General features: G+C 61.4%; 23 protein-coding genes and 1 tRNA gene. 13 read left to right on the forward strand and 11 right to left on the reverse strand.

Going from position 1 to position 22340, the window contains the following annotated elements:
* Positions 1–50: 50 nt before the first annotated feature.
* Positions 51–2411, forward strand: coding sequence for a TonB-dependent receptor (locus tag HB630_RS00665; RefSeq protein WP_213769442.1), 2361 nt, complete (start codon positions 51–53; stop codon positions 2409–2411).
* Between the two features lie 116 nt (positions 2412–2527).
* Positions 2528–2704, forward strand: a complete 177-nt coding sequence (locus tag HB630_RS00670) for a hypothetical protein (RefSeq protein WP_213769443.1) — start codon at positions 2528–2530, stop codon at positions 2702–2704.
* 267 nt (positions 2705–2971) lie between these two features.
* On the opposite strand, the gene HB630_RS00675 is transcribed toward HB630_RS00670, so the two are convergent.
* The 3 genes from HB630_RS00675 to HB630_RS00685 all read right to left on the reverse strand — a co-directional run bounded on the left by HB630_RS00675 (position 2972) and on the right by HB630_RS00685 (position 4997).
* Positions 2972–3673, reverse strand: coding sequence for a hypothetical protein (locus tag HB630_RS00675; RefSeq protein WP_249780591.1), 702 nt, complete (start codon positions 3671–3673; stop codon positions 2972–2974).
* A gap of 52 nt (positions 3674–3725) precedes the next feature.
* A tRNA-Ile gene (locus tag HB630_RS00680) sits at positions 3726–3801 on the reverse strand.
* 218 nt (positions 3802–4019) lie between these two features.
* On the reverse strand, positions 4020–4997 hold the full coding sequence (locus HB630_RS00685) for a tripartite tricarboxylate transporter substrate binding protein (protein WP_213769444.1): 978 nt from the start codon (positions 4995–4997) through the stop codon (positions 4020–4022).
* 123 nt (positions 4998–5120) lie between these two features.
* On the opposite strand from HB630_RS00685, the gene HB630_RS00690 reads away from it, so the two are divergent.
* Positions 5121–6086 carry a TAXI family TRAP transporter solute-binding subunit gene (locus HB630_RS00690; protein ID WP_213769445.1) on the forward strand — a complete coding sequence of 322 codons (966 nt, stop codon included), beginning with the start codon at positions 5121–5123 and terminating at the stop codon, positions 6084–6086.
* 26 nt (positions 6087–6112) lie between these two features.
* Here the strand turns inward: HB630_RS00690 and mobA are convergent, their stop codons facing one another.
* Entirely contained in the window at positions 6113–6730 is a 618-nt protein-coding gene (gene mobA, locus HB630_RS00695) for a molybdenum cofactor guanylyltransferase MobA (protein ID WP_213769446.1), read from the reverse strand.
* 307 nt (positions 6731–7037) lie between these two features.
* On the opposite strand from mobA, the gene HB630_RS00700 reads away from it, so the two are divergent.
* From HB630_RS00700 to HB630_RS00710, 3 genes are all read left to right on the forward strand, one after another.
* Positions 7038–7289, forward strand: a complete 252-nt coding sequence (locus tag HB630_RS00700) for a sulfurtransferase TusA family protein (protein ID WP_213769447.1) — start codon at positions 7038–7040, stop codon at positions 7287–7289.
* Between the two features lie 345 nt (positions 7290–7634).
* Positions 7635–9287 carry an OFA family MFS transporter gene (locus tag HB630_RS00705; RefSeq protein ID WP_213769448.1) on the forward strand — a complete coding sequence of 551 codons (1653 nt, stop codon included), beginning with the start codon at positions 7635–7637 and terminating at the stop codon, positions 9285–9287.
* Positions 9288–9369: 82 nt separating this feature from the next.
* Positions 9370–9654 carry a hypothetical protein gene (locus HB630_RS00710; protein WP_213769449.1) on the forward strand — a complete coding sequence of 95 codons (285 nt, stop codon included), beginning with the start codon at positions 9370–9372 and terminating at the stop codon, positions 9652–9654.
* 57 nt (positions 9655–9711) lie between these two features.
* Here the strand turns inward: HB630_RS00710 and HB630_RS00715 are convergent, their stop codons facing one another.
* The 7 genes from HB630_RS00715 to HB630_RS00745 form a co-directional block, all read right to left on the reverse strand.
* Positions 9712–10125 (reverse strand): hypothetical protein, encoded by a 414-nt coding sequence (locus HB630_RS00715; RefSeq protein WP_213769450.1) that lies wholly within the window; start codon positions 10123–10125, stop codon positions 9712–9714.
* Positions 10126–10151: 26 nt separating this feature from the next.
* Complete coding sequence (locus tag HB630_RS00720; RefSeq protein ID WP_213769451.1) at positions 10152–10562, reverse strand: hypothetical protein; 411 nt, start codon at positions 10560–10562, stop codon at positions 10152–10154.
* Between the two features lie 265 nt (positions 10563–10827).
* Positions 10828–11040: a hypothetical protein gene (locus tag HB630_RS00725; protein WP_213769452.1), complete on the reverse strand. Its 213-nt coding sequence runs from the start codon at positions 11038–11040 to the stop codon at positions 10828–10830.
* Positions 11037–12074: a 4-hydroxy-tetrahydrodipicolinate synthase gene (gene dapA / locus HB630_RS00730; protein ID WP_213769453.1), complete on the reverse strand. Its 1038-nt coding sequence runs from the start codon at positions 12072–12074 to the stop codon at positions 11037–11039. The genes HB630_RS00725 and dapA overlap by 4 nt, the downstream gene beginning before the upstream one ends.
* Positions 12075–12076: 2 nt before the next feature.
* Positions 12077–12352, reverse strand: coding sequence for a hypothetical protein (locus HB630_RS00735; RefSeq protein WP_213769454.1), 276 nt, complete (start codon positions 12350–12352; stop codon positions 12077–12079).
* 179 nt (positions 12353–12531) lie between these two features.
* On the reverse strand, positions 12532–12798 hold the full coding sequence (locus tag HB630_RS00740; RefSeq protein WP_213769455.1) for a hypothetical protein: 267 nt from the start codon (positions 12796–12798) through the stop codon (positions 12532–12534).
* Positions 12799–12865: 67 nt separating this feature from the next.
* A complete protein-coding gene (locus tag HB630_RS00745) occupies positions 12866–13333 on the reverse strand; it encodes a hypothetical protein (RefSeq protein ID WP_213769456.1) in 468 nt (155 codons plus the stop codon).
* Positions 13334–13779: 446 nt separating this feature from the next.
* On the opposite strand from HB630_RS00745, the gene HB630_RS00750 reads away from it, so the two are divergent.
* From HB630_RS00750 to HB630_RS28220, 7 genes are all read left to right on the forward strand, one after another.
* Positions 13780–13869 (forward strand): K(+)-transporting ATPase subunit F, encoded by a 90-nt coding sequence (locus HB630_RS00750; RefSeq protein ID WP_016846764.1) that lies wholly within the window; start codon positions 13780–13782, stop codon positions 13867–13869.
* A gap of 45 nt (positions 13870–13914) precedes the next feature.
* Positions 13915–15618 (forward strand): potassium-transporting ATPase subunit KdpA, encoded by a 1704-nt coding sequence (gene kdpA, locus HB630_RS00755; protein WP_213769457.1) that lies wholly within the window; start codon positions 13915–13917, stop codon positions 15616–15618.
* Between the two features lie 25 nt (positions 15619–15643).
* On the forward strand, positions 15644–17758 hold the full coding sequence (gene kdpB / locus HB630_RS00760) for a potassium-transporting ATPase subunit KdpB (protein ID WP_213769458.1): 2115 nt from the start codon (positions 15644–15646) through the stop codon (positions 17756–17758).
* 134 nt (positions 17759–17892) lie between these two features.
* Positions 17893–18498 carry a K(+)-transporting ATPase subunit C gene (locus HB630_RS00765; RefSeq protein WP_213769459.1) on the forward strand — a complete coding sequence of 202 codons (606 nt, stop codon included), beginning with the start codon at positions 17893–17895 and terminating at the stop codon, positions 18496–18498.
* A gap of 41 nt (positions 18499–18539) precedes the next feature.
* On the forward strand, positions 18540–21263 hold the full coding sequence (locus HB630_RS00770) for a sensor histidine kinase KdpD (RefSeq protein WP_213769460.1): 2724 nt from the start codon (positions 18540–18542) through the stop codon (positions 21261–21263).
* Positions 21260–21949, forward strand: coding sequence for a response regulator transcription factor (locus HB630_RS00775; protein ID WP_213769461.1), 690 nt, complete (start codon positions 21260–21262; stop codon positions 21947–21949). The genes HB630_RS00770 and HB630_RS00775 overlap by 4 nt, the downstream gene beginning before the upstream one ends.
* 118 nt (positions 21950–22067) lie before the next feature.
* Positions 22068–22259: a DUF6496 domain-containing protein gene (locus HB630_RS28220; RefSeq protein ID WP_249780648.1), complete on the forward strand. Its 192-nt coding sequence runs from the start codon at positions 22068–22070 to the stop codon at positions 22257–22259.
* Positions 22260–22340: the final 81 nt, after the last annotated feature.

Here is a 22340-nt window from a genome sequence, read left to right on the forward strand (position 1 = left end):
ATCGGACTCGCAAGCGAGGCGCTCGCGTGTCCGGGTATTCTTGGGGGATCATGGTGGCGATTGTCTTAGCGCGTTCGGCGCGGCGTTTCCTGTTGGGTGTTGCATTCACGAATGCTGGCGTTCTCGGACTCGGCGGTCTTGAGATTTCGAGTTCACAGGCCCAGACGGCACCCTCCACGCTGCCTCCCGTCACCATCGATGTGCCGAAAAATCAGAAGCCACGCCGTGCCGCAGCGCCTGCCGCACGCTCGCACGCCCGCTCGACCGCGGTAGCCAACAGCCGCTCGCGCGGCACCGGATCCGAACCATCTGCGTCCAATGTCGCGGCGCAGGGCGTCAAACCGAATCCCGGTAGCGACTCGCTGCAGCCGCTCGGCGGACAATTCGCAGAGCCAACGATTACGCATCCCGTCAACCAGAGCATCACCGTCATCGAGCACAATCAGATCGAGCAGACGTCGCCAGCCGGATTGCTTGACGTGCTGGCTACCGTTCCCGGCGTGTCGATTGCGCGAGCGGGCGGTATCGGAGGGCAAATCTACCTCCGTGGATTCAGTTCCAACAGTTTTCGCTCGCCGCTCTATGTCGACGGCGACCGCTTTCGTGGCCGAAACACATTGCAGCTGAATTACTTTTCTCCCGAGGAAATAGATCGGGTCGAGGTCGTTCGCGGGCCGGCCTCGGTGATCTACGGAAGCGAAGCGCTGACAGGGCTTGTCAATATCGTCACCAAAGAGCCCACCGGCGATCCGTCCGGCCCCTTTCGGTTCACCGGTGGCGGATGGTCCGCCGGTTACGGCAGTTCGGCAAAGTCCTTGAGCACTTATGACTGGGTACAGGGCGCGGGCGGCGGATTCGATTTCCTGGGCGGTTTTGCCGGCCGCTGGGGAGGCGACTACCAGACTCCGCTCGGGAGAGCACAGAACAGCGATTACAACGCGATCGGGGGAAGCCTCAAGCTGGGCTATACGCCGGCTTTGGGCCAACGCTGGGAACTGACGCTGCGCGATTACGACGAGGTCGACGGCCGCGCCGGCGGCGTCGGCGGCGCTCCGGGCGCTCCGTATCTAATCGTTCGTCAGGATCCAAACCGGACGCAGTTGGCCCGTCTTTCCTATAAAGGGGATCTGGACGGCCCTGTTCAGCATGTGGAGGCGTCGGTCTATGCCAATAATTACGACACCTACCTTCGAACCATAAACAACACTATCAATGCCAGTGGCGTCGCGACCAAGACCGTGACTTCTACCAGTCACGTCATCGGACCATGGGAGACTGGCGGTCGCTTTCAGGGGGAAATCCCTTGGGCGCAGCCCGGCTTCGGAGTTGCAAAGACGACATTCGGCTTCGATGGTTTCCACGAAGACCGGCCCGGCAGCGAGCAATACAGCGAAACCGTCAATCGCAACGCCTCCGGCGTCGTGACGAGCGTCGTCGATTCGCCGAATCAGAAGGCAGGACCGGGTTCAAGACAATCCGACGTCGGAGCGTTTGTTTTGCACGAATGGACCCCGGTCGCGCCGCTTACACTTTCCGCCGGCGGCCGCTTCGATTGGTTCAACACGAATGTCGACACTTCGCCTGTGCCGGCTTCGGTCCTGCCGGCGCTCATCGGCCACAGCGACGTCGACAATACCGCTCCCACGGGAAGCGTCGGCTTTGTCTATCGCGCGGTGCCGATGCTCGATCTTCTTGCCGATGTCGCAACGTCGTTCCGAGAACCGACGAATTCAGAGCTCTACGCTGTGAGCGCAACCACGGTTCCGAATCCGACGCTTCAACCGGAGCGCGGCGTGACCTACGAGGGCGGCTTCCGCTTCCATCTTCCGGAAGCTACCGTGAAGGTGACAGGCTTCGATTCCCGTTATGACAACTTCCTGCAAACGGTGCCTGTGACGTTCAACGGCCTTGCAGGGTTTACCGAATCGCAGAACGTCGGAAAGGCCGAGGTTTCTGGCGTAGAACTCGAGGAGCGTTGGCAGGCCACTCCGACCATCAATTTCTTCAATACGTTCACCGCGTTGCGCGGCACCAATACGCTGACCAACACGCCTTTGCCGTTCCTGGCGCCGTTTCGCGGTCGCGTTGGGCTTCAATATGCTGATCTTGACGGCAGCTATTCAGTGCTCATGGTGGTCGATTGGGCAACGTCGAAAAACCGTATCGATCCGTCGCAGGAATTCCAGACGTCCGGCTACGCCATTCCGAAAGTTTATGCGACGCTGCAGCTAGGCAAACTGATATCCCCTCAGTTGGGCGATACCAAGCTTATTCTCGGAGTGGAAAACATCTTCAACACCGCCTATGTCGACGCATCGACCTTCGCCAACGTCGCCTACCCACAGACCTTGACCAATCCACTGTTGGAGGTCGGACGGAATTTTACCGCGAAGTTGCAGCACACATTTTGACCGCGCCTGGGATCGGCGATCTTCGGATGAAATTTGTCTGTTGCGTATAATTTCTTAAACCTAGTCGACAATTAATTTGGATTCTGACCCCGCCCGACGCCCCAATTGATCCGCCAATGTTGCAAACGCTGCCGGCCCACACCGGTAGCGTTTGTATTTACGCGCGGGTAGTTTCGAACATGCTGAGAATGCTTGATGCAAAATGCCTGAGGGATTTTCATTTCACCGTCGAGGACGGCGCCAACGGTTCCTGGCCGCTGTTTGGCTGGGGTATGTCGGTGGCCTTGGCCTAGCGGTCATCGCCGAGCCCGATTCGGGGCATTACCCCCGGTGACAAGCGAAGTTGTGAAGCGGTCCACGAAACGGTCCGCAGAGAAATCGCCGGGCACTGTAAGTTATTGATCTCGTTGGTGGGCCTTCCTGGATACGTATCGAACCTTGTGCAGCGCGCCGAGGCCCGAAGTCCGTGAAATTTTTGAGAGATTGCGCCGGGCATTTTCGCCAGCCGTAATGTGTTCATCATCGCGAGGTTCCCCCGCGCACCCTCGGCCCAGAACTGCTTACGGTTTCGAAATGCTCTTGATGTGTTCGGGATACCAGCCGGTGAATTTTACCGCACCGACAAGCGCCAGAACGATTGCGATAACGCCCGCTCGCCGAGGTATGTCTGGTACGCAAAGCAGTGCAAGTTCGGCAATCACCATCACGAGGAAGGCAAGCGCCCATACCCCTGTAATGATGTAGTTGGTGCGGATAAACTCAGGGCTGATCCAGAATTCCTTGGCCACCTGCTCGCGGGCGTATTGCAAGGTAAACGGGCGGCCGATTACGAGCGAAGCTACAACGATCAGGAACAGGCCGGTGTCGACGCAGAGCCTAACGCCGATGACCGACCAGGCTGGTTTTCCCAGCACCGCGTACAGGCTCATCCCGCCAAACAAAATGGCCGTCCCGATCTCCAGAATCTTGGGTATGCGTCCCGGAGCGATCCAGTCACGCAAGAGCAGCCCAACGGATACGAGCGCGCCGGCAACCAGCCCTTCCGTCGTTCCGACGAGTCTGTCGACAATGGCGAATACAATAAATGGCGCGAATGCCAGCAGAATACCCATTGCTACGCCGAGATTCGATTTGCGGTCGATCAAGCCTATGGCGATCGCTGCCGAATGCCAACCAGATCGCCCGAGTTGGCTTCGGAACAGGCAACATGGAGTCGAACGCGCGACCGGCACATAAAGTTCAGCTTCGGAGCTCTCTGTCACGGGCGCATCTTGGCTATCGCAATGCGTTCGTTCGCCGAGGACTTAACGGAGTTGGTGGGCCCGGCAGGACTCGAACCTGCAACCAGACCGTTATGAGCGGCCGGCTCTAACCATTGAGCTACAGGCCCCGCCGCGGGCGGCCGCGGAAAGCGGCTCGGCAACGGTGCTGCTCCCCTTACAATGCGGCTGGCGATCCCGCAATGGCATGGCACTCTTTCCGGCCAGAGTGCGATAGCTTGGATTATTTGAGCAGGATCTTCCTGCGCTAACGCGTTCCGCGCTTGTCGCAGGGGAAAACCAGTGCCCGCTTTGCGCTACCGCGGCCCCTCCGGGTCCGGATCATGCTCTATTCTACGGAAGCGCCGGAAAATTCGACCACTTTGCGCCATTTTTCGGTTTCGTCCGAAATCAGCCTGCCGAATTCCACCGGCGTCATCGGTCGCGGGATGCCGCCGACCTCGGTCAGCCTCGCGACCAGTTTGGGGTCTTTCAAGGCTTCGTTAACCGCCCGGTTGAGGATATCAACGATCTCCGGCGGCGTGCCCTTCGGCGCGGAGATGCCGTAGAAGCCGACCGCCTCAAATCCCGGTACGGCTTCGGCGATCGCGGGGATGTCGGGCACGCCGGGCCAACGTTGCGGCGAGGTGACGCCGAGCGCGCGCACGCTGCCGGCCCGCGCCTGTTCCAGCGCGGTCGGCAAATTGTCGAAGATCAGCTGCACCTTGTTGGAAATAATATCGGGAAACGCGATCGCCGAGCCGCGATAGGGCACATGCACCATCTCGACATGGGCCATCGCCTTGAACAGTTCCGCCGACATGTGAACCGACGTGCCATAGCCGGACGAGGCATAGGACACCTTGCCGGGATTGGCCTTGCAATAGTCGATGAACTCCTGAAGGTTCTTGACCGGCAACGCATTCGACACCACGAGCATGTTGGCCAGCTGCATGATGCTGGCGACCGGCACGGTGTCGCGGATGAAGTCGTAGGACAGATGCTTGTAGAGCGAGGTGCTGATGGCGTTGTTGGGCGCGTCGAACAGGATCGTGTAGCCGTCCGGCGTGGAATTGATCGCGGCCGCGGCGGCGATATTGCCGCCGGAGCCGGCGCGGTTTTCGACCACGAATTGCTGGCCGAAATGCTCCGACAGCCATTGGCTCATGATCCGCGCCACCAGATCGACCGGTCCGCCGGCCGCAAATCCGACCAGCCAATGCACCGGACGGTTCGGATAATCGGCGGCGGAGGACGGCGCGCCAGCCATAGTAAGGCTGAAAAGGCAAACCAAACCGAATAAAGCGGAACGCAGAAATCCGATCATTTTCCCTCCCGATATTTTTATTGTCGTTATTGCAACCTATGCTTTCATAAAATCGCGTGGCTGCCTACAACATCCGCCGCGCGGCCATTCGTCGTTCCTCGCAGCAAGATCCCCGAGGCCAGGATGAAGATTGTCCAGCTTGTTTGCGTTGCGATGGCGTTGCTGATGACCGGCGCCACGGCTCAGGATGGAGACAAGACCATTTCAAACACCGCAATCCGGTTCGGGACGGCGACGCCGGGCGGCGGCTTCCCGCTTTACGGCAACGCCTTTGCCGCCGTCATGAACGAGGCCGATCCGGCCTTGTCGATCGAGCCGCGCAACACCAAGGGCAGCAACGAGAACATCCCACTGCTGGAGGCCGGCGAGATCGATATCGCGACTGTCTCGGGAGAGCCTTCCTATGAAGCGTTCATGGGGATCGGGCGGCCGCGCGCCCATCTGAAAATCCTGACCGCGATGTATTCAAGTCCTGGCATGTTCGTGGTGCGCGCGGACAGTCCCTACAAGACCATTCGCGATCTGGTCGGCCAGCCGATCGCATTCGGCGCCAAGGGCTCCGGCCTGCCGATCCTGTCGCGCTACATTCTCGACGGGCTCGGCCTGAAGCAGGATGAGGATTTCAAATCCGTCTATCTCGACCACGCCGGCGACGGACCGGCGATGGTGCTCGACGGGCGCGTCGCGGCGCTGTGGGGCGCCGGCGTCGGCTGGCCCGGCTTTACCGCGATTGCGACAAGTCCTGGCGGCGCGCGCTTCATCGCCCCCGACGCCGAAGAGATCGCGCGCATTCGCATCAGGCATTCTTTCCTCAAGCCGCTGACGGTCGCATCCGGCAGCTATCCCGGTCAGACCGCACCGATTAATTCGGTCGGTTCCTGGAGCTTCATTCTGGTGCGCGAGACCCTGCCGGATGACGTCGCCTATCGCCTGGCGAAGACGCTGCGCGGAGTGGAGGCCGCGTTCTGCAAAAAGCTCGCACAGGCCTGCGAAACCACGGCCGAAAACACCGTCGCCGCCGCGCCGGAGGAAGCACTGATCCATCCCGGCGTGTTGCGCTATTTCCGCGAGCTCGGCCTGGTGAAGTAGGTAGGTGTTCAGGTTTTAGCTGGCGTTCAGGTTTCATCCAGCGCCGCCAGCCGTTCTGCCTCCGTGATGTCGTCCGTGGTGTTGGCGTTGAAGAAGGGATCGAGCGGTGTCGCCGGCCAGCTGACGGTCGCCAATCTGTAGCGCGCGGTCCAGCGGCTGATCTTGCGGACATCCTCCACGACCAGCGCATGGCGGAGCTCGTCGCGCAGCGCAACGCTCCACAATCCGATCACCGGATGCGACTGCCCGCCGGACGCCGCGACCGCAAGCTGCGCATTCTCCTGCACGAGCGCCTCATATAGCCGCGTCACCAGATCGTGCGGCAGGAACGGACAATCTGCCGCGGCGCTCAGCATAAAGGAAACCTCGGGCCGCCTGGCCGCGATCCAATCGAGCGCGGCGAGGATGCCGGCGAGCGGTCCTGGAAAGTTTTCGACGGTGTCAGGAATAATGGGCAGGCCAAAACCTGCAAAACGCGCGGGATCTCCATTGGCGTTAAGGACCAGCCCGTCGCATTGCGGGCTCAGCCGCGCGATCACGCGCTCCAGGATGGTGCGGCCGCCGATCCGGCGCATCGGCTTGTCGCCGCCACCCATCCGCCGCGACAGGCCGCCGGCGAGCAGAACGCCCGGAATTTTAATCATCGCGGTCTTTGCTCTTGCGTGGTTTTACGGCGGGCGCCTTTTCCGTCTTCATCATCCCGGCAGGGTAGCATGACATTGCCGGTCGGCCGATATAAAGCGCCTTGGAGCATGAACGAAATAGCGCCTTCATTGCGAGCCAACGGGTCGGCGCAAAGCGCCGTCCAGAACTGGATTGCTTCGTCGCAAAACCTGTCATCGGGCGCACACACGCGACCCGTTGGCTCCTCGCAATAACGGTCATGGTGTCGGTTCCGGAGCATGAGATGACTGGCGTTGACGACGCGGTCCGCCTTCGTCATGTTCGGGCATGGCCACGATCAAACTCGATCTCAGCGGACTCAAATGCCCGTTGCCGGCGCTGAAAACGCGCAAGGCGCTCAAGGCGGTTCCGCCGGGCGATTTCCTGGAGATCATTTGCACCGATCCGTTATCGGTGATCGATATCCCGAACCTGATGCGGGAGACCGGCGACAAGGTCGAGATCACGGAGCGCGCGGAACGCCGGATCGTGTTCCTGATCGAAAGGATCGCGGGCCTTGCCGATGCCGCACCGCAATAGCGAGTGGTTGCTAAATTTGTGATCCGCTACCTTTTTCCTATCGACTTAAAGCCCGGCTTCTGTCCCAATTCCTCATTCTCTGCGGGGTGCGGAGAGTTAGGTCGCGCTGATGGCAGACACGCGGTTGGTAACGGCGGTGTTCGTGAATCGGGGTTGCCAGCGGTGGCGGGTGTGGCGGGCATAATGCGCCGCACGAGGTGTTAGACGTTTCGAAGGCGCCTTGCGATCCCGGCGCATCGAGATTGTGCGGAGCAGCAACAGCAAGGTTGATGGCCGCGATGGGCTGAAGATGGGATCGCTGAAGGCAGACACGCCCGCTAAAGGGCGGCTGTAGGGGAGGTTTCAATGACGATAATCAGTAGCGCCGGACGTGTGCCGGCTGCGGACACAGGTTTCCTCGACAAGGAGCGAACGGTTGCGGCCGCTGGCTTCAACCGCTGGCTGGTCCCGCCGGCGGCGCTTTGCATTCATCTGTGCATCGGCATGGCCTATGGCCTGAGCGTGTTTTGGCTGCCGCTATCGCGCGCGATCGGCATCGACAAGCCGGTTTCATGTCCGAATCAATCGGTGATCGGCGATCTCTTCACGACCACCTGCGACTGGCAGGTCACCAACCTGCTGATGATCTTTACGATCGGAATCGTCGTGCTCGGCCTGTCGGCGGCCATGTTCGGGGGCTGGCTGGAACGGGCCGGACCGCGCAAGGCCGGCGTGGTGGCGGCGCTATGCTGGTCAGGCGGCTTCGCCCTTTCCGCGCTTGGCGTCTATGTTCACCAGCTCTGGCTCATGTGGCTTGGCCTTGGCCTGATCGGGGGCGTCGGTCTCGGGCTCGGCTACATCTCGCCGGTCTCGACCCTGGTGAAGTGGTTTCCCGACCGGCGCGGCATGGCGACGGGCATGGCCATCATGGGCTTCGGCGGCGGCGCGATGATCGGTTCGCCGCTGGCCAATATCCTGATCAATTATTTCAAGTCATCAAGCTCGGTCGGCGCGTGGCAAAGCTTCCTGGTCATGGCGGTGATCTATTTCGTGTTCATGATGATCGGCGCGTTTGGCTATCGCGTGCCGCCCGCGGGCTGGCGGCCCGATGGCTGGAGCGCGCCGGCGAAATCCAGCGCGATGATATCGAGCGGGAATGTTCATCTCGAACAGGCGCACAAGACGCCGCAGTTCTGGCTGATCTGGATGGTGCTGTGCATGAACGTGTCGGCCGGCATCGGCGTGCTCGCGATGGCGTCTCCGATGTTGCAGGAGATTTTTGGCGGCTCGCTGATCGGCAAGCCCGATCTCGGTTTTGCCGCGCTCGACGGTACGCAAAAGGCCGCGATCGCGACCATCGCCGCGGGCTTTGTCGGCCTTCTTTCTCTCTTCAACATCGGCGGTCGTTTCTTCTGGGCGTCGCTTTCCGATAAGATCGGACGCAAGAACACATATTATACGTTCTTCATTCTCGGCATCGTGCTCTACGCGCTGGCGCCGAGTTTCGCCCATATGGGCTCGCGTGCGCTGTTTGTCGCGGCGTTCTGCGTCATCCTCACCATGTATGGTGGCGGCTTCTCCACCATTCCGGCCTATCTCGCCGACATCTTCGGCACGCAGTTCGTCGGCGCCATTCACGGCCGTCTGTTGACGGCGTGGTCCACTGCCGGCGTCGTCGGTCCGCTGCTGGTCGGCTATATCAGGGACGCGCAGCTCCAGATCGGCGTCGAACGGGCGCTGGTCTATGACCGCACGATGTACATTCTGGCCGGGTTGCTCGTCGTCGGCCTGATCTGCAACTCTTTGATCAAGCCGGTCGAGTCGAAACACCAGATGAGTGACGGCGATACCGCCAAACTGAAGGCATCGACGGCCGGAGGGGCGGGGGCGCCGACAGGTTCGTTCGGCATCGGCAAGGGCGGACTGGATGTGAAAGCCGCTCTGTTCTGGGCCTTCGTCTGCGTCCCGCTTGTATGGGGCGTGTGGAAGACGCTGGAAAGCGCGGTCAAGATTTTCTGATCGGATTATCGCAGGCCGCCGAACGAATGACGTGCGGCCTGCCTCTTTCATTGAAACAAACAATCAAAATCGGAGAATTTTCATGTCTCGCGCCGCCCTTTGCCTCGCCGCAATGTTGCTGATCGCAGATGTGCCCGGCATGGCATTGGCTCAAACGACCGCGCCGGCGCCTGCTGCGACAATTTCGGGGTCTCCCGCCGCAAAGCCTTCGCGGGTCAGGCTCACCATTGAAAAACTAAAGGAAATGAAGGCCAGATGGACGGCCAACAGACCTAGGCTCAAAGCCTGCCGCAAGGAGGTAAAGACGAAGGGACTGGTTGGAGATGAACGTTGGTTCTTCATCGAAGACTGCATGGAGAAGACTTAGAAAAATATCAGCGCCGGCTCAGATTCAATCAGAGCCGAAAAATCTTGCAGGGCTGGATCAGGTTCCATTGCTTGTGGGCAGCGCCCGGGAGGCGAGGCCATGCCACAGGCGGTCGCCAGGTCCGGCCGGCCGTTTGACGGAAGGCTTTTCCAGTCGGCCGTCATGCCCTGTTGCGGCTGCGAAACTGCGCCTCAACCGCTCGTCATCGATCCGCACGAGATACTGATGCAGACGTTGCGAGCCGGCCTCGTCCGGATTTGCGATCGATGCGCAAAGCTCAACGCTGGTCTTCCGGAAGAACCTGAAGTCAGATCCTCCGCCGTCCAGCCCTAGCCTGTCGATTTCACCCGCGACGGCTAGGACCGCCAGCCGATCGTTATTGTCCAGCGTCACCGCAAATCGCAGCAACGCAAGCTGCCAGGCGAGCAGCGTTTTATTGGGCCGTTCCGTTCCGAATACGACAGAATTCATGACCGCGTCCCGGCAATCCTGCTGCTTTATACTTCGCGCACGAGCAAGCGCCTGGCGGTCTCCAGCCAGGAAATCAGTGGATTGCCGGCATTTCCGATATCAAGCTCGAAGCGGGCTTGCGGAAAGACGGTGGCGCATCCGCCGGGCCGAACGCTGCTGGCAAAGCGAAGCGCAGCTACCCTGGACCAGAACAGACCGCCAAACTTTCCTTCCGCATCGCGTGCAACCCAGAAACCGTTTTGATTGCGGCCAATAAAGAACACTGGGATCGTTTCGTTGAGAATATCCGGACCGGGCCGCTGAAACCGCGCAGCCGCCGAGCGCTTGCATTTCGCGATGGTGTCAGGTGTGAGCGGCTCGGACGACAGTTCCTGCCCGGATGCCGCGCCTTTAATCTTTTTTCGGTAAGTCATCGCGTTCATGGACATGGCGGTCATTCCAGCGCGCCGATCGATCGCCCGCGCCTACGTCCATGTTAAATCCGGAGCGCGTGTAAATTCGAGATGGCTCGACGGCGCGCCGTATAAGGGCGGCATAAAGACCAAATGAATAGCTGACGCGCGACGTCCGTATCGGCGCGCCTATGGCGCTCCTATGGCGGCCGGAAACGGGTCGTCTCGAATTCCTATGCTTCTTGACGCATGTTCCCGATGCAGCAGGCATAGGAAACAGAAGATGACCTCGGTCTTTACCAGGTACCGGCTACCTGAACCGACATTCGATCGCCGCCCAAATCTCCAGAATTTGCGTCCAGGCGACTACCGCTTTGGAAGCGGTTCGGCCATATCCGCCCGCGCCTTTGTCAATCGCGCCCTGCGCGGCACCAGGGTGTTGTTCGCCGCCGCGCTCAGGCTCGTCACGGCAGCCAAGCTTCGCCGCATCGAGCGCGAATTCAGGGTTCGCGGGCCCAATCATGATTGGCTCCGGATTGATGATGACCACTTCACGCCGGTCGAGCGTCGATAGCGGAGCGAAGCCGCCTTTGCCGCGGCCGCTGTACACGGCTTGTGCTGCGCGCCGGCAGAACGGCTGGATTTGTCGTCGTGATCGGTTTCGCCGAAGGCCATCATGGCTAGCGCGATCGCTTCCCTGGCATTCGCGCCAAGCTCGACGAGCGGCAGTCTCACCTTCGGCCGCATGAAGCCGAGAAGGCTCATGCCGTATTTCAGCGCCGCCACCGGCGAATCCTCCGCCAACAATATGCCGAGCGCCGCCAGACGGCTGGGGGCGTTTCCCGAAGCCCGCAGGTTGCCGGTCATGCCGCAATCGTAATGGCGGCGGCACAGGTCGGGAAACAGATTAGCCACCATCGAGATGCAGCCGTCTCCGCCGCATCCGAGGTAGGCCACGGCATTGGCGTCGCTTCCGCAAAGCAATCGAAAATGCGCAGGTAACATCGATCGCAGGCGAAACAGGCGGGGTACGCTTCCGGTCGATTCGTTAAGTCCGATGAATTGCGGCGACTCCGAAAGCCGCAGGAGCGTTTCTTCGGAGATCTCGCGCATCGTGCGCGAGGGATTGTCGTGCAGAACGATCGGAAGCCCGGTCGAGGCCGCGATGGTCTGGAAATGGGCCAGAATTCCCGCCTGTATCGGCTTATTGTAATACGGCACGACCGACATTATCGCGTCGGCGCCTTCGGCCTCGGCTAAGGCGGTCAATTCCATCGCCTGGCCTGTCGAATTGGAGCCGGCGCCGGCGATGACGGCTATTCTTCCGCGCGCTATCTTCACGGCGGTCCGGATGATTTGCCGGTGTTCTTCCGCGCTGAGCGTCGAGGCTTCGCCCATGGTTTCGTTGACGACGATCGCGGTCGCACCCGATGCGATCTGATGCTCGCACAGCATCTCGAAAGCCGTCCAATCGATCCCATCGCGGTCGTCGAACGGCGTCGGGAGATCGGCAATGAACCCGCCAAGCCAATGGAGCGGTTGCGTTCCGGCCGTCATGGTTACGCCGCTTTGCGGACAATAGCGATGGAGCCGATCGTTTCGGGGAGAACAGTTACCCTATGATGCATGTCGAGTTCGATGATGTCGGCGGTCAGGACGATCGTTTCCGGATGATGTCCGTTCTCGAACAACGCATATTTCATGGCCTGCGCGCGGTTGACGAACAGCCCGCCGAACAGACCATTCAGTTCCTGGGCAACCCAATTGCCCCTGCTGTTTCGTCCAATGATGACAGTGTTGGCCGTGTACGATGGAGGCTCTTCAATGCTCTTCACGGTCTTCTCCTGATCGTTGCGCAAACGCTCTGGAAACATTCGCACAACCTTCTTTGTGGTGATCGAGATATCAAAGAGATCGCATAGGAATTCGAGAGCGGGGCAATCTCGATTTCATAAGGGAGGTGTAGGGATCGGGGTGCATCGGGCATTGAAGGGATGACTGTGAAGGCCGGGCCTCACAAGGACGCCGACTGGTTGATAGCGGCGGTCAAGGCGCAGAGCAGGCCATAGACGGCGGCTTCATCCCAGTTGGTCAGCGTGCCCGAGAATGGCGGTTCTCTGCGCATGACGGCGGTGACGATGCAGACCATGACGGATAGCAGCAGAAGTGCTGCGAGACTGCGTCCGAAGCCCACTTTGGCGAAAGCCGAAACCGCGCAAAGCACCAGGATGCGCAGGCCGAACCGCGTGATGACGTAGAGGGTTTTGCTGTCGAGTGCCATTTCAAACGAGCGAGGTTGCGAGGGCTATAGAACAATGCCTTAAAACACGGGCCTCAAGACATTGCCGTCAGGCGAAATTGTCGCTGCAGAGCGGCTCGTAGCATGCACTTCGCTCGCTCGGCACCGCGGGCACGCTCGGTCTGGTGGATGGTACAGTCAGGCGCTGAGCTTCGATGAAGGTGCTCAAAATTGCCAGCGCCAGATCCGCGTGACGGGATTCGATCGACTGATCCAGCCACTCGGGAAGCTCGCGCTCGCGCGATAATGCGCAATGCCATTCGCCCTCGTCATAGACGAGGCGCCGGACCTGCCATTGCGGCAGTTCCAGATCGATCAGCGCAAGCGCTGCGTCGACCCATGCTTCGCAATGGATCAGCTCTTCGATTCGCGCCGTCTTGCCGCTTTGTCCCATGGACGGAAAACGCCGGCATGTTTGTCCGACGATCTCGGACATCAGCCCCGTGGTCACGGCATGCGCCTCCCGGAGCCGGTTACCGAGTTCATCAGGATCATAGCGTTCTGAAAGCAGCCGCATCGTGCAATCCCACACAGCCACGGCCGCAATCCGCGGTCGTCTCAGGCAAGATGGGCAAACCGGCATTTGAAAGCGAGATGAAGCGGCGGGCTGAAATATAGGGGTTTCATAAACGCCGGCGGGCTCGAACCCGTCGCTGACGGGGCGCCGCCGGACAGCCGGTCTTTATAAGATTCCTATAACATCGGTATGGGCTCCGTCTCGAAAACCTATGCGGCAGGTGGCACCTCAGCACCCGACAGTGGCGAGAAGCCGTCGTTTTGGTCTTCCGCTCCCATCGCATAGGAGAATCGGATGCTGGACATCCTCATGCTCGCCCTCGGCTTCGCCTTCTTCGCGGCGGCGATCGGCTACGGCTACGCTTGCGAGCGGCTTTGAGTTTCTAACGCGTTTTCTTGTGCGGCCCGGCATCCGTTCGCTCGAAAGCGCCTTGAAGGAGAACAACGATGATTTTCGATTATTCCCTGGCCGGTCTCGTGTCGCTGGGCCTGTTGTTTTACCTGACCTACGCCCTGCTGCGGCCCGAGCGGTTCTGACCGTTGCCGCATCGTTTCCCGCGCAAATCCTAAAGGCAGACTCCGATGACCGTCATTGGCTGGATTCAAATATTTCTGTACTGCGCGATTGTGATCGCGCTGGTTAAACCGCTCGGCGGATATATGACCCGCGTCTTCAATGGTGAGCGCACCTTTCTTTCGCCGCTGCTGCGGCCGGTCGAGGCCGGAATTTACTGGATCGGCGGCGTCGATGAGAAGCGCGAGCAGCATTGGCTGACCTATACGGTCGCGATGCTGCTGTTCCATGTCGGCGGCTTTGTCATTATCTATGCGTTGATGCGCCTGCAGGCGTTGTTGCCGTTCAATCCGGCGGGACAGTCGGCGGTCGCGGAGGATCTTTCCTTCAACACCGCGATCAGCTTCATCACCAATACCAACTGGCAGAATTACGGCGGCGAGAGCACGCTGTCTTATCTGGTGCAGATGCTGGGGCTGACGCATCAGAATTTCCTGTCGGCGGCAACCGGCATCGCGCTCGCGGTGGCGCTGATCCGCGGCTTTTCCCGCTCCTCGATGCGCACCATCGGAAATTTCTGGATCGATGCGACGCGCTGCACGCTCTATGTGCTGTTGCCGATCTGCGTCGTCTACACGCTGTTCCTGGTCTGGCAGGGCATTCCGCAGACGCTAGGCGCCTATGTCGATGCAACGACGCTGGAAGGCGCCAACCAGACCATCGCGGTCGGTCCGGTCGCGTCCCAGATCGCGATCAAGATGCTCGGCACCAATGGCGGCGGATTCTTCAACGCCAATGCCGCGCATCCGTTCGAGAACCCGACGGCGCTGTCGAACTTCGTGCAGATGATTTCGATCTTCGCGCTCGGCGCCGCGCTGACCAACGTGTTCGGCCGCATGGTCGGCAATCAGAAGCAGGGCTGGGCGATCCTGGCCGTGATGGGCGTATTGTTCATCGCCGGCGTCGCCGTCGCCTATTGGGCCGAAGCCAATGGCACCACCATGCTGAGCTCGCTCGGCCTGACCGGCGGCAACATGGAAGGCAAGGAAGTCCGCTTCGGCATCGCCGCCTCGTCGTTGTTTGCGGTGATCACGACAGCCGCCTCTTGCGGCGCCGTCAATGCGATGCATGACAGCTTCACCGCGCTTGGCGGCATGATCCCGCTGATCAATATGCAACTCGGTGAGATCATCATCGGCGGCGTCGGCGCCGGGCTTTACGGCATGCTGCTGTTCGTCGTGCTGGCGATCTTCGTCGCCGGCCTGATGGTCGGCCGCACGCCGGAATATGTCGGCAAGAAGATCGAGGCGCGCGAGGTCAAGATGGCGATGCTCGCCATCCTGGTGCTGCCGCTGATGTATCTGGGCTGGACCGCAGTGGCCGTGGTGCTTCCTTCGGCGGTCGCCTCGATGGCCAATTCCGGTCCGCACGGTTTCACGGAGGTGCTCTATGCCTTCACCTCCGCGACCGGAAATAACGGCTCGGCCTTCGGAGGCCTCACCGGCAATACCTTCTTCTACAATCTGACCTTGGCGAGTTCGATGTTCGTCGGCCGCTTCTTCATGATCGTTCCGGCGATGGCGTTGGCCGGCTCGCTCGCGGGCAAGAAATCGATCCCGCCATCCGCCGGCACGCTGCCGACGACCGGCGGCCTGTTCGTCGGCCTGGTCGTCGGCGTGATCCTGATCATCGGCGGCCTGACCTTCTTTCCGGCGCTGGCGCTCGGACCGATCGTCGAGCATCTCGCGATGAACGCCAACACCCTGTTCTGATCGATCTCATTTCGGAGTTACGTCCATGGAAACCATGAAACTGCAGAAACGGGTGCCGGTCTCGGCGATGCTCGATCCGAAGATCGTTTTGCCTGCGCTCGGCTCGGCCTTCGCCAAGCTCGATCCGCGGTTGATGATCAAGAACCCGGTGATGTTCGTGGTCGAGATCGTCGCGGCGCTGACGACCGTCATCTTCCTGCGCGACCTGGTGACGGGTGGAGAGAATCTCGGCTTCACTTTCCAGATCATCCTGTGGCTCTGGTTTACGGTGCTGTTCGCCAATTTCGCCGAAGCCGTCGCCGAAGGCCGCGGCAAGGCCCAGGCCGAGTCGCTCAGGAAAACGCGCACCGAGAGCCAGGCCAAGCTGGTGTCGGGTTCGGACAACACCTATCGTTTGGTCCCGGGCACCAGCCTCAAGGTCGGCGATATCGTCCTGGTCGAGGCCGGCGACAATATCCCCTCGGACGGTGAAGTGATCGAGGGCGTCGCCTCGGTCAATGAGGCGGCGATCACCGGCGAGTCCGCGCCCGTGATCCGAGAATCTGGCGGCGACCGCTCGGCGGTGACCGGCGGCACGCAGGTGCTGTCGGACTGGATCCGGGTCCGCATCACGGCCGCGCAAGGGTCGACCTTTATCGACCGCATGATCAAGCTGGTGGAAGGCGCGGAACGGCAGAAGACGCCGAACGAGATCGCGCTCAACATCCTGCTCGCGGGCCTGACCATCATCTTCGTGTTCGCAACCGTCACGATTCCGAGCTATGCGAGCTATGCCGGCGGCTCGATTTCTGTGGTCGTCCTGGTCGCGCTGTTCGTGACGCTGATTCCGACCACCATCGGCGCGCTGTTGTCGGCGATCGGCATTGCCGGCATGGACCGCCTGGTACGGTTCAACGTGCTGGCGATGTCGGGCCGTGCGGTCGAAGCCGCCGGCGACGTCGATACGCTCTTGCTCGACAAGACCGGCACCATCACGCTGGGCAACCGGCAGGCGACCGCGTTTCGCCCCGTTCAGGGCGTCACCGAGCAGGAACTGGCCGATGCGGCGCAGCTCGCGTCGCTGGCCGACGAGACGCCCGAGGGACGCTCCATCGTCGTGCTTGCGAAAGAGAAATACGGTATCCGCAGCCGCGACATGGCGGAGCTGGCCGCGACTTTCATTCCGTTCACGGCGCAAACCCGCATGAGCGGCGTCGATGCCGGAGCATCGTCGGTGCGAAAGGGCGCGGTTGATGCGATCCTGAACTATGTCAATGGCGGCGACGCGCTGACCGTCGCGTCCGGCAACAATGTCCGGGCGCTGCAGCCGTTGATCAACTCCGATATCGACCGGGAAATCCGCGCGATATCGGACGAAATCGCGAAAGCCGGCGGCACGCCGCTCGCGGTAGCCAAGGACGGCCGCCTGCTCGGCGTGGTCCAGCTCAAGGACATCGTCAAGGGCGGCATCCGCGAGCGCTTCGCCGAACTGCGGCGCATGGGTATCCGCACCGTGATGATCACCGGCGACAACCCGATGACGGCAGCGGCGATCGCCGCGGAAGCAGGCGTCGACGATTTCCTGGCGCAGGCGACGCCGGAGGACAAGCTGAAGCTGATCCGCGACGAACAGGCCAAGGGCAAGCTGGTCGCGATGTGCGGCGACGGCACTAATGACGCGCCGGCTCTGGCGCAGGCCGACGTCGGCGTCGCCATGAACACCGGCACCCAGGCTGCGCGCGAGGCCGGCAACATGGTCGATCTCGACTCCAATCCGACCAAGCTGATCGAAGTGGTCGAGATCGGCAAGCAGCTGTTGATGACGCGCGGCGCGCTGACGACGTTCTCGATCGCCAATGACGTGGCGAAATATTTCGCCATCATTCCGGCGATGTTCCTGACCTTCTATCCGCAGCTCGGCGTGCTCAACGTCATGCATCTGGCGAGCCCGCAAAGCGCGATCCTGTCGGCGATCATCTTCAATGCGCTGATTATCATCGCATTGATCCCGCTGGCGCTGAAGGGTGTGGCCTATCGCGCCATCGGCGCCGGGGCGCTGCTGCGCCGTAACCTGATGATCTATGGCGTCGGCGGCATCATCATTCCCTTCATCGGCATCAAGGCCATCGACCTCGTGGTCGCCGCCTTGAATCTGGCTTGAATTGTCATGCAAGCACGTAGGAAATTCGTGTTCGTCATTCCGGGTTCGATGCTTCGCATCGCCCCGGAATGACCGACGGGAATTGCTTTATTGCTTCGCTTTGCTCGCAATGACGAAGAAACAGGAGACACACCATGCTTCGAGAAATTCGCCCCGCCATCATTGTCCTGTTGGTTCTGACCCTGATTACGGGCCTCGCCTATCCGCTCGCGATGACGGCGATCGCCGGCGTGATCTTTCCGAAGCAGGCGGCCGGCAGCCTGATCGAGCGGGACGGCAAGGTGGTCGGCTCCGCCCTGATCGGGCAGGAGTTCAAGGGCGACGGATATTTTCATGGCCGTCCCTCGGCGACGGTGGCGCCGGATCCGAATGACTCCACCAAGACGGTGCCGGCGCCCTACAACGCGGCCAATTCCGGCGGCTCCAACCTTGGCCCGACCAGCAAGGCGCTGAGCGACCGGCTCAAGGAAGACGTCGACAGGCTCAAGGCCGAGAATCCGTCGCAGCCGGTGCCGATCGATCTCGTCACCACCTCGGGCAGCGGCCTTGATCCCGATATCTCGCCGGAGGCGGCGATGTTCCAGGTGCCGCGTGTCGCGAAGGCCCGGAATGTGCCGGAAGATCGCCTCCGTGCGTTGATCGCCGAGAAGACCGCCGGCCGCCTCGCAGGCATACTGGGCGAACCGCGCGTTAACGTGTTGGCACTCAATCTCGCGCTTGATCTTGCTGCTTCCAAATAAAGTAAGCTAGGCCCGGTGCGGCGTGAGGACTATAATGCCTTATGGCAAATCAGCACCGCGATCCCGATAAACGGCCCTCGCCGGAAGCGCTGTTGGAGACGGTGCGGCGCGAGAGCGAACAGTCCGGCCGGCTCAAGATCTTTGTCGGCGCCGCTCCCGGCGTCGGCAAGACCTACGAGATGTTGCAGAGCGCGCATGCCAAGCTGAAGGCCGGCGTCGATGTGGTGGTCGGCGTGGTCGAGACCCACGGCCGGGCGGAGACGGAGGCGCTGCTGCAGGGCCTCGAGGTCGTTCCGCGCAAACGGATCCCCTACAGGGATCAGGTGCTTGAGGAGATGGATATCGACGCGCTGATTGCGCGCCATCCGCAACTCGCGCTGGTCGACGAACTCGCCCACACCAATGCGCCGGGCAGCCGTCATCCGAAGCGCTATCTCGATGTCGAGGAACTGCTCTCCCACGGCATCGACGTCTACACCGCGGTCAATATCCAGCATATCGAGAGCCTCAACGACGTCGTCGCCCAGATTACCCATGTGCGGGTACGCGAGACCGTGCCCGACTCCGTGTTCGACCGGGCCGAAGCGATCGAGCTGATCGACCTGACGCCGGACGACCTGATCGCGCGGCTGAAGGAGGGCAAGGTCTACGTTCCCAAACAGGCTGAACGCGCGCTCGACCATTATTTCTCGCCGGGCAATCTGACCGCACTGCGCGAACTGGCGTTGCGGCGTACCGCCGAGCGCGTCGACGAGCAGCTCTTGACGCATATGCAGGCCAACGCGATCGCCGGGCCCTGGGCCGCGGGCGAGCGGATCCTGGTTTGTCTTAGCGAGGATCCGCGTTCGGCGGGGCTGGTCCGTTACACCAAGCGCCTGGCGGACCGGCTGCATGCGCCCTGGACCGCGGTCAGCATCGAGACGCGGCGCAGCCTGCAACTGTCCGACGAGCAGCGTGACCGGCTGGCCGACACGTTGCGCCTTGCGGAAGCGCTGGGCGGCGAAGCCGTGACCATTCCGGGTGTCGGCCGTCGTATTGCCGACGATCTGATCACCTTTGCGCACGCCAATAACGTGACCCAGATTATCATTGGCAAGGCGGCGCGCTCGCGCTGGTTCGAGTTGGTCCGCGGCTCGGTGGTATACGATCTGGTGCGGCGAGCCGGCAACATCAGCGTCCACGTGATCGCCGGCGACGATCTGCCGGCCACGGCGCCAGCCAAAACACCGGTTCAGACCGCGGCCCGGCCAGAGCCGTTCGACCCGCGCCCCTATCTGATGGCGCTGGCGGTCGTGATCGTCGGCCTCGGCGCCGCAAGGCTGATCCAGCCGTTTTTCGGCATCGAGAACGTCGATCTGGTCTTTCTGACCGCCGTCGTCAGCGTCGCTGTCCGCTACGGTCTCTGGCCGTCGCTGCTGGCGAGCGTCGCGGCTTCGCTGTGCTACAATTTCTTCTTCCTGCCGCCGGTCTATACGTTCACCATCACCGATCCGACCAATGTCGCGGCGTTCTTCTTCTTCATGCTGATCGCGATCCTGGTGTCCAACGTTGCGGCGCGCGTCCGCACCCAGGCGATCACCGCGAACAGCAGGGTCCGCACCACGGAATCGCTGTATGCCTTCAGCCGCAAGCTCGCCGGCACCGCGACGCTGGATGACGTGCTGTGGGCGACCGCCTACCAGATCGCGCTGCTGCTCAAGGTGAGGGTCGTGCTGCTGTTGCCGGAGGATCACGCGCTGACCGTCAAGGCCGGCTATCCGCCCGAAGACCAGCTCGACAAGGCGGATCTGGCCGCCGCGAACTGGGCGTGGAGCAACGACCGCACGGCCGGGCGCGGCTCGGATACCTTGCCGGGTGCCAAGCGCCTGTTTCTTCCGATGCGAACCGGGCGCGGGCCGATCGGCGTCATCGGCATCGACGATGATCGGACCGGGCCATTGCTGACGCCGGACCAGCGCCGCCTGCTCGATGCGCTGGTCGACCAGGGCACGCTTGCGATCGAGCGGGTGCTGCTGGTGGAGGATATGGATCGGGTCAAGCGAACCGTCGAGTCGGATCGGTTGCGCTCGGCGCTGCTGACCTCGATCTCGCACGACCTCAAGACGCCGCTGGCTTCGGTGCTCGGCGCCGCCAGCACCCTGCGCGATCTTGGCGGCGGGCTTTCAGAATCCGAGAAGCGCGACCTGCTGGCGACGGTGATTGACGAATCCGAACGCCTTAACCGTTTCATCGCCAATCTGCTCGACATGACCAAGCTGGAATCCGGCGCGGTGGTGCCGAATACGGCGCGGCAGGATATCGGCGAGATCGTCGGCAGCGTGTTGCGGCGCGCGGCAAAGATCCTGGCGCATCACAGGGTCTCGCTCGAACTCGCATCCGACATGCCGATGCTGGAGCTTGACGCGGTGCTGTTCGAACAAGTGCTGTTCAATCTGCTGGACAATGCGGCGAAATATTCGCCGGCCGGCACCACGATATCGATCAGGAGCCGTCGGGACAGGGATTCGATGCTGCTGCAAATCATCGACGAAGGGGACGGCATTCCACCGGCCGAACTGGAAAGCGTGTTCGACAAATTCTACCGGGCCCAGAAGGGCGATCACGTTCGTCCCGGGACCGGCCTGGGGCTTGCGATTTCCCGCGGCTTTGTCGAGGCGATGCATGGCACGATCACCGCGGCCAACCGCACCGACCGCAGCGGCGCTGTGCTGACCATCAAATTGCCGATTGCGGCGGATGCCGCCAAACTGGATACCGCCGCATGAGCGCACCAGCGGCAAAAGTCCTTGTCATCGACGATGAGCCGCCGATCCGGAAATTGCTGCGGATGGGGCTGAGCACGCAAGGGTATGAGATCCTGGAAGCTCCCAACGGCAAGGCCGCGCTCGAATTGCTGACGCAGAATCCCGCCTTGATCATTCTCGATCTGGGCCTGCCGGATATCCAGGGGCACGAATTGCTGCGCATGATCCGCGGGCGCAATGACAGCGTGCCGATCGTGGTGCTGTCGAGCCGTGGCGACGAGGCCGGAAAGGTCCAGGCGCTCGATCTCGGCGCCGATGATTACCTCACCAAGCCGTTCGGGATGGATGAATTGCTGGCCCGCATGCGCGCGGCGTTACGTCATCAGTTGCAGGTTCACGGCGAACGGCCGGTGTTTAGGTCTGGCGATCTGTCCGTCGATCTGGTGCGCCGCATCGTCAAGGTCGGCGACCGCGAGGTCAAGCTGTCGCCCAAGGAATATGAATTGCTGCGCGTGCTGGTGCAGCACGCCGGCAAGGTGCTGACCCACCGGTTTCTGTTGAAGGAGCTGTGGGATGAATTGACCGACGCACAATATCTGCGGGTCTATGTGCGCCAGCTCCGGCAGAAGATCGAGGTCGATCCGGAGCGGCCGCAATTCGTGCTGACCGAAACCGGCATCGGCTATCGGCTGCGCTCGGCGGATTAGCAAAGGGCTGCAAATCCGGAACTTTTGCCAGCCGCGATGATTGGTTTCTCGCCACCGGGAGAGAATCATCATGGCACGAAGATATTCCAAGAAGGCATCCGCCGACGTCGAGCGCGCAATGAAGAAACGCAAGGCGGGCACATTGAAGAGCGGCCGGTCCGGGCGAAAAGTCAAGAGCCGCAAGCAGGCGATTGCGATCGGCCTTTCCGAGGCACGGGCCGAAGGCAGGAAGGTGCCCAAAAAAGCTTCGAAGAAAACTTCCAAGAAAGCGTCCAAGAAAACCTCGAAGAAACGAAAGACCAAGAAATAGGGGAGCCCATCATCGTTGTCGCATGGCTCCTCGCGATGACGGCGTTGCCCCAACCCGCCTTGCGGCGCCGTGCTGCCGAAA

The organism is Bradyrhizobium sp. dw_78 (assembly GCF_018449525.1).
Classification (GTDB): Bacteria; Pseudomonadota; Alphaproteobacteria; order Rhizobiales; family Xanthobacteraceae; genus Bradyrhizobium.

Bases quoted from the DNA above. Each gene is read 5' to 3' on its own strand.
- HB630_RS00715 (WP_213769450.1), bottom strand. From the start codon at position 10,125: ATGAATTCTGTCGTATTCGGAACGGAACGGCCCAATAAAACGCTGCTC.
- HB630_RS00705 (WP_213769448.1), top strand. From the start codon at position 7,635: ATGACGATAATCAGTAGCGCCGGACGTGTGCCGGCTGCGGACACAGGT.
- HB630_RS00720 (WP_213769451.1), bottom strand. From the start codon at position 10,562: ATGACCGCCATGTCCATGAACGCGATGACTTACCGAAAAAAGATTAAA.
- HB630_RS00700 (WP_213769447.1), top strand. From the start codon at position 7,038: ATGGCCACGATCAAACTCGATCTCAGCGGACTCAAATGCCCGTTGCCG.
- HB630_RS00775 (WP_213769461.1), top strand. From the start codon at position 21,260: ATGAGCGCACCAGCGGCAAAAGTCCTTGTCATCGACGATGAGCCGCCG.
- dapA (WP_213769453.1), bottom strand. From the start codon at position 12,074: ATGACGGCCGGAACGCAACCGCTCCATTGGCTTGGCGGGTTCATTGCC.
- kdpB (WP_213769458.1), top strand. From the start codon at position 15,644: ATGGAAACCATGAAACTGCAGAAACGGGTGCCGGTCTCGGCGATGCTC.
- HB630_RS00765 (WP_213769459.1), top strand. From the start codon at position 17,893: ATGCTTCGAGAAATTCGCCCCGCCATCATTGTCCTGTTGGTTCTGACC.
- HB630_RS00665 (WP_213769442.1), top strand. From the start codon at position 51: ATGGTGGCGATTGTCTTAGCGCGTTCGGCGCGGCGTTTCCTGTTGGGT.
- HB630_RS00690 (WP_213769445.1), top strand. From the start codon at position 5,121: ATGAAGATTGTCCAGCTTGTTTGCGTTGCGATGGCGTTGCTGATGACC.
- HB630_RS00740 (WP_213769455.1), bottom strand. From the start codon at position 12,798: ATGGCACTCGACAGCAAAACCCTCTACGTCATCACGCGGTTCGGCCTG.
- HB630_RS00685 (WP_213769444.1), bottom strand. From the start codon at position 4,997: ATGATCGGATTTCTGCGTTCCGCTTTATTCGGTTTGGTTTGCCTTTTC.
- HB630_RS00750 (WP_016846764.1), top strand. From the start codon at position 13,780: ATGATTTTCGATTATTCCCTGGCCGGTCTCGTGTCGCTGGGCCTGTTG.
- HB630_RS00770 (WP_213769460.1), top strand. From the start codon at position 18,540: ATGGCAAATCAGCACCGCGATCCCGATAAACGGCCCTCGCCGGAAGCG.
- HB630_RS00745 (WP_213769456.1), bottom strand. From the start codon at position 13,333: ATGCGGCTGCTTTCAGAACGCTATGATCCTGATGAACTCGGTAACCGG.
- mobA (WP_213769446.1), bottom strand. From the start codon at position 6,730: ATGATTAAAATTCCGGGCGTTCTGCTCGCCGGCGGCCTGTCGCGGCGG.
- HB630_RS00725 (WP_213769452.1), bottom strand. From the start codon at position 11,040: ATGATTGGGCCCGCGAACCCTGAATTCGCGCTCGATGCGGCGAAGCTT.
- HB630_RS28220 (WP_249780648.1), top strand. From the start codon at position 22,068: ATGAAGAAACGCAAGGCGGGCACATTGAAGAGCGGCCGGTCCGGGCGA.
- HB630_RS00670 (WP_213769443.1), top strand. From the start codon at position 2,528: ATGTTGCAAACGCTGCCGGCCCACACCGGTAGCGTTTGTATTTACGCG.
- kdpA (WP_213769457.1), top strand. From the start codon at position 13,915: ATGACCGTCATTGGCTGGATTCAAATATTTCTGTACTGCGCGATTGTG.
- HB630_RS00710 (WP_213769449.1), top strand. From the start codon at position 9,370: ATGTCTCGCGCCGCCCTTTGCCTCGCCGCAATGTTGCTGATCGCAGAT.